This window comes from Agaribacillus sp. DX54 (genome assembly GCF_056858335.1).
On the sequence record NZ_JBXEQE010000076.1, the window covers coordinates 1 to 4,461 of the forward strand.

The following is a 4,461-nucleotide window of genomic DNA, read 5'->3' on the forward strand; positions in this document are numbered from 1 at the left end:
CCGCTACCGCTTGTGACCTTCCCGGTCCCAAAACATGTGTCACATTTTTTCTTTTTCATAAGGTTGTTTTTTAAGAATTTGAACAATAGAAATCACCCCCGACAAGACCCTGAAATGGGCTCTGAATGCCCTTAATGGCTGATCTTTGAGCGATTTTGTCCGAAAATTAAATATAGTATGCCACCATGAGTTTTTTATCGGAAAGCGGCCTGTTCATGGTAGGAACTATGATTTGGCAAACCTAAAAGGTGAAGTTTTTGAGTATTGTTAAACCTCGATTATGCGTTAGGCTATACAAATAGTGTTAAAGATTTGGAATAGAAGAAATTCAAGGAGTGATCGAGAAGTTTCTGAAAAATATGGGCCTTTAGCCGCAAGTTCTGCACAGTGCAAGCAAAGAGCACGGCCAAGACTTATTTCGAAGTCGCCCGCACATTAGGTTCGATGCGCAGCGTAGCATTGGACCGAACGTCCAACTAAAATGAGTATGCGTCTCAGCTGCAAGAAGCACCAAAAATTACTGCCTGCATTATCATATCAGATGGCTCTGTTCGCATATTCATTTTAGTGCCTGTTATGATCTCTATTTATTTTCCAGGCCGTTAACCTTTTCTTTTAGTTCGAGAATTTCCGCTTGAGCATTCTTGAGCTCCTTATTCTGTTCAATGAGATAAAGAGTTAGTTCCTCTATCTTCTGAAGAAGTTTGGCATTCATCTCTCCAAGATTGATTCCGTTCTCAGTTACCTCTGCTTCACTTGGAATTTCAGGGAGATAGCCATTTTCTGCAATATGTTTTTCCACTTCTTCCAAAGTTCGAAGTTCGTAATTGTTCTCAAAGACAAAGTCTGACCAGCCGTTCAAGTCAACTTTAACTTCTTTTGTATGAATGTGTCCATTTACCGAGACGTCACCGTCAAACACACCTGCTTTTTTTGCACTACCTTGTTTTGCGTATAATGCAGTCCAGCCGTTAATATTCGGGATATGAGTTATGTGGGTTAAAGCAGAAAATTCCGTATTAGCAAGATTTCCACCTCCTACATAAGTTACTTTAAAGTTCCTTCCATTTGATGAGCCTATGTTACCAACTAATTCAAAGGAAGCACTTGGTGTCGTTGTGCCAATTCCAAAGTTCGAATATGGTCTGAAAACTATATCACCATTATCTTTTAATTCGAATGCACTTCTATTATGAGAATAATCGAAGAAATATAGATGATTGTCTCGGGCTGAATATGTCATATTCCACTTCGTAACAAGAGGCCCTCCTTGCTGGTCATAGGCATTGAATAAAAGGCCAGGCCATCCATGATTTGCGCCATTGTTATCAATAGTTTGTCCTGCGGATTCTGCATTGAACACAATTTTTGGGCTGTGACTTGTAAGTTCAAGTCGACTTCCTGTTAGGGTTTGAGCTTTAACAGAAACTATTGTCAAGAATGCGATATTAATCAGCAATACTTTTTTCATTCTTACCCTTTCGTTTGGTGAGAAATTGATCATAACGTATATGTAAACGCAACTTAGCTAAATAACACCTTTTAACCAACCATTTTGGCATTCAAATCAGCTATTATATTCAATTATTCTGTAGATTTAAGCCCTAATGAGTGTAGCTGATTTACGGAAGATTATGGAGGTTAAACGCTATAGTGAAAACACCATTCTCACCTATTGTTCTTTCATTTCTAAAATTGAGCGTGAACTCAATATACCTGTGAACCGACTTTCTGAAACCGATCTTCATGGCTATGTCTATTCACAAATCCATAGTAAAAAGATTTCAAGATCTACCCAAAAGCAATTAGTCAATGCACTAAAGTTGTATTTTTTAGAAGTTGAAGGAGTAGAAACTAACTTTCATTTTCTACTTCCCAGAAAGAGTGATTTCGTTCTTCCAGAAGTCCTTAGCAAAAGAGAAGTTTATGCTATCTTAAAAGAAGCAAGGAACATTAAGCATAAAGCGATATTGGCGTTGCTCTACAGTTCAGGTTTGAGAATTGGTGAAGTTATTAACCTGGAAGTCAATAACATTGATTCTGATCGAATGACCATTCTGGTAAAGGGAGGTAAAGGAGTAAAAGATAGATTGGTGCCATTAAGTCAAAATCTACTCATTATTTTGAGGGAATACTACAAGAAACATAAACCAAAAAAATACTTGTTTGAAGGCCGGGATAGTCCTCAATATTCAAATTCATCAGCTAATCAATTCATCAAAAGATATTCGAATCGAGCTGGAGTTAAGAAAAAAGTGACAGCCCATACTTTTCGCCATAGTTATGCAACTCACTTGCTGGAGAACGGGACTGATATCCGCATAATTCAAAAATTACTCGGCCATAACAGTATTAAAACAACCATGATTTACACTCACGTAGCCAAACAAAGTGTACTATCAATAAAGAGTCCTCTTGATAATCTGGATATTTGAATAGTGATATTTAGAAAAATGGTTACATCCAATGTCATGTAAAGGCTACCGAATTTCTCCAATACCTCATTTTTTTGTTGATTTTTTGTCCGAGAATATTTAATACTCGGACAGTTATCTTGAGAAAGAAAATATCATGTATAAAAGCACAATGTCACTATATGACAACCACGGACAGCGTAAGTATTTGAACCAAAATGAAAGGCTCAGATTTTTAGAAATCACAAAGCAGCAACCAACAGAAGTAAGACTATTCTGTCAGTTGCTCTATTATACCGGGGCACGCATAGCAGAAATCCATAATCTCACAACAGGGCGTATTGATGTCTCCAATGGCACAGTGGTTATTGAAAGTCTCAAGAAAAGAAAGCGCGGGATCTATCGTGAAATTCCAATTCCGGAATTTTTACTGAATGACCTGGAAGCATACTGTGATAAGGTGAAGCTTCAAAAAGGGTCTCGCTTATGGCCGTTTTCGCTTCGCACAGCTTCCAGGCAGATTAAACGTGCAATGAAAATAGCCAACATAAAAGGCGTGCGTGGGTGTGCTAAAGGGCTACGTCATGGTTTCGCCGTTAATGCAGTGACCAAGGTTCCTCTCACCTTGCTTAAGAAATGGCTTGGTCATTGCACCCTTGAAACAACCGAAATTTATCTCAACATTGTCGGTGTGGAGGAGCGTGAAATCGCAAGTGGCATTTGGTGATGACAAAAAAAATCAGCAATGAGAAATTCAGCGCATGCACGCCACAGCTTCATGCGCTTGAAGATGAACTCATATAGATAAACGGCTTTCTAAAGACCCTGCAACAAATTCTATATGAACAAACCGTAGGCCATCATAATCCTATCATTTTTCTTTACTAATCCTATTACTTTTGATAGGATTAGATTAGTTTCGTGATAGGAAAAACATGATTATGAACCTTACTCCGCGCCAGCAGAAAATCATTGATATAGTGGATGCACAAGGACAAGCATCGATCTCAAGAGTCAAAGAGCTTCTTAGTAGTGACCCTAGTATTCCTACTCTTAACAGAGATATGGCTAAACTGGTCGAAGCTAACTACCTGAAGAAGCTTGGAGCAGGAAGATCTGTTACCTACATAATAGCCATCAATTACAAGCTATTTGCTCCAGTTAATGCGTCCGATTACTTTGACCTTGATCCTGATATGCGAAGGGCTAATACTGCATTTAATTATGAATTACTTCAGTCTTTAGAGGAAATTTCGGTTTTTACTAATCAAGAATTAACCTTCCTGCAAAAATTAAAGCAAGAATACCAAACCAATATCGCAAGCCTTTCTCCTATACTTTATCAAAAAGAACTGGAACGCCTGACAATAGAACTAAGCTGGAAATCTTCACAGATTGAGGGAAATACTTATACCTTATTGGAAACCGAGAGGCTTTTTAAAGAAAAACAAGAAGCAGATAATAAAACCAAAGAGGAAGCAATAATGCTGCTCAATCACAAAGATGCTATTACCTATCTTATGGAGCATAAAGATCTTGCTAAAACCCTTGATTTGCGCACCATAGAAGAAATCCACTCTTTATTGATTAAGGATTTAAATGTAGGACGCAATATTCGCTCGCGGGCTGTCGGTATCACTGGGACAGCCTATAAGCCCCTGGACAATGAATATCAGATCAGGGAAAATCTTGAACTGATGTGTGACTTGATTAATACTAAAAATAATGGGTTTGAAAGAGCTTTAATTGCCGTGGCATTAATTTCTTACATACAGCCTTTTGAAGATGGGAATAAACGCACCGGTCGGATGATAAGCAATGCTCTTCTTATTGCTGATGATGCCTGTCCATTGTCTTACCGCAGCGTAGACTCAATGGATTACAAAAAGGCCATGTTGCTCTTTTATGAACAAAATAATCTGGCAGCTTTTAAAGCCATATTTATTGAGCAAAACGAGTTCGGAGTTAAAAACTATTTTCGTTAAACCAATCAAACCACAGACCATCATAATCCTATCATTTTTCTTCACCAATCCTATTACTTAGA

Annotated in this window: 4 protein-coding genes; 3 read left to right on the plus strand and 1 reads right to left on the minus strand. The window is 38.1% G+C overall.

Features of this window, described 5'->3' with window-relative positions; all coding sequences use genetic code 11:
- Window positions 1–583: 583 nt before the first annotated feature.
- Window positions 584–1,471 (minus strand): hypothetical protein, encoded by an 888-nt coding sequence (locus AC04NP_RS30235; protein WP_482863858.1) that lies wholly within the window; start codon window positions 1,469–1,471, stop codon window positions 584–586.
- A gap of 136 nt (window positions 1,472–1,607) precedes the next feature.
- Here AC04NP_RS30235 and xerA point away from each other — a divergent pair, with 136 nt between their 5' ends.
- From xerA to AC04NP_RS30250, 3 genes are all read left to right on the plus strand, one after another.
- On the plus strand, window positions 1,608–2,435 hold the full coding sequence (xerA, locus tag AC04NP_RS30240) for a site-specific tyrosine recombinase/integron integrase (RefSeq protein WP_482863859.1): 828 nt from the start codon (window positions 1,608–1,610) through the stop codon (window positions 2,433–2,435).
- Between the two features lie 136 nt (window positions 2,436–2,571).
- Window positions 2,572–3,141 carry a tyrosine-type recombinase/integrase gene (locus AC04NP_RS30245; protein ID WP_482863860.1) on the plus strand — a complete coding sequence of 190 codons (570 nt, stop codon included), beginning with the start codon at window positions 2,572–2,574 and terminating at the stop codon, window positions 3,139–3,141.
- A 208-nt stretch (window positions 3,142–3,349) separates the two neighbouring features.
- Window positions 3,350–4,399, plus strand: a complete 1,050-nt coding sequence (locus tag AC04NP_RS30250) for a Fic family protein (RefSeq protein ID WP_482863861.1) — start codon at window positions 3,350–3,352, stop codon at window positions 4,397–4,399.
- The last annotated feature ends 62 nt before the right edge of the window (window positions 4,400–4,461 follow it).

What these genes read in the sequence shown, in the direction of transcription:
- AC04NP_RS30235 (WP_482863858.1), bottom strand. Translation starts at nt 1,471, where the DNA reads ATGAAAAAAGTATTGCTGATTAATATCGCATTCTTGACAATAGTTTCT.
- xerA (WP_482863859.1), top strand. Translation starts at nt 1,608, where the DNA reads ATGAGTGTAGCTGATTTACGGAAGATTATGGAGGTTAAACGCTATAGT.
- AC04NP_RS30245 (WP_482863860.1), top strand. Translation starts at nt 2,572, where the DNA reads ATGTATAAAAGCACAATGTCACTATATGACAACCACGGACAGCGTAAG.
- AC04NP_RS30250 (WP_482863861.1), top strand. Translation starts at nt 3,350, where the DNA reads ATGATTATGAACCTTACTCCGCGCCAGCAGAAAATCATTGATATAGTG.